The 1,317-nt window shown below is 56.4% G+C and carries 1 protein-coding gene; it reads right to left on the bottom strand.

The window, feature by feature from the left end:
* Positions 1–310: 310 nt before the first annotated feature.
* On the bottom strand, positions 311–886 hold the full coding sequence (locus tag DQX05_RS28800; RefSeq protein WP_119796680.1) for a hypothetical protein: 576 nt from the start codon (positions 884–886) through the stop codon (positions 311–313).
* Between the last annotated feature and the right edge of the window lie 431 nt (positions 887–1,317).

The following is a 1,317-nucleotide window of genomic DNA, read 5'->3' as shown; positions in this document are numbered from 1 at the left end:
GACTCTTGCCCATACCAGCGACTCTTGACCATATCAGCGACTCTTGACCATGCCAGTGACTCTTCACCATATCAGCAACTCTTGACCTTATCAGCGACTTTTGCCCATACCAGCGACTCTTGACCATACTAGTGATGCTTGCCCATACCAGTGACTCTTGCCCATACCAGCGACTCTTAACCATATCAGCGGCTCTTGACCAGTCAGCGACTCTTGGCCATATCAGCGCGGCTTGCCTCCCCTTGACAACAAAAGACAAGCGAACTCTTCGCCTGTCTTTGCTTGCCGCTCACGGGCCAATTCAATTTTGTTATGCCACGCTTCCGCGCATCTCATCCGTTCGCTTCGCCGCCTGCCCGAACAAGCCCATCAGCATTATGATGACAATAATATAGAGCAGGAAGAACGGTACAGCCATCGCGTCGAACAGCATCGGCGACGCCAGGGCAAAGCCAATCATGCTCAACGAACATCCGAGCGCGACAATGAAATAGATCAGCCGCCGGCGCGCCATATGCGCGAGCGCGGGCTGTCCGTTCCGCAGCATGAACGAGCGGAGGCCGCCGCACAGCAAGGTCATCAACGCGATATTCAATCCGGTCTTCAGCACGGATTGCCCGACTCCGTACCAGGCCAATATCCCCCGCGGGATCGCTTGAATGATGAACGGCTGCAAAATCTCAATGACAGCCAGCGCCATCAGCGGGATAACCACGGCCTTCGCGCGCCGGAACGGGGGCTCGACCCCTTCCAGATCGCGAATCGCCGTATAGATGAGGAACAAGCCGACGATATCGGGCAGCAGATCTACGCCGCCCACCGAGTAATCAATAAAAAACAGCAGTCCCCATTGGATTCGTCTAAACGCTTTCTTCTCTGTCAACATCGTGGTGAATTCGAGTCCTTTCGCTGCTCCATCCCGACAGGGACAAATGCCTTAGTTCATCGTGTTCAAGTATAGCGCTCCGCCCACCTGCATGCAACTTAGGGGGAGGACGGGCATGCGACTTGCGTGGTAAGGACAGGCATACACCTGCGAGGGGCGTTACCTTACTACCATAACCCCCGGACACGGCAGGGCGTGCTTCATTCCGATGCTGACGTTGCTCGCGTGGACACCCCGAATGCGTCATTCCTCTACTGACGTTGCTCGCGTGGACACCCCGAATCGTGCTTCATTACCCTACTGACATTGCTCGCGCGGACACCCCGAATCACGCTTCATTCCGCTGCTGACGTGCTCGCGCGGACACCCCGAATCGCGCTTCATTCCGCTGCTGACGTGCTCGCGCGGACACCCCGAATCGCGCTTCATTC

Source organism: Paenibacillus thiaminolyticus, assembly GCF_003591545.1.
Lineage (GTDB): Bacteria > Bacillota > Bacilli > Paenibacillales > Paenibacillaceae > Paenibacillus_B > Paenibacillus_B thiaminolyticus_A.
The sequence above is the reverse complement of the archived record's forward strand: the minus strand, read 5'-3'. Positions and strand labels throughout refer to the sequence as shown.

What these genes read in the sequence shown, in the direction of transcription:
- DQX05_RS28800 (WP_119796680.1), bottom strand. Translation starts at nt 886, where the DNA reads ATGTTGACAGAGAAGAAAGCGTTTAGACGAATCCAATGGGGACTGCTG.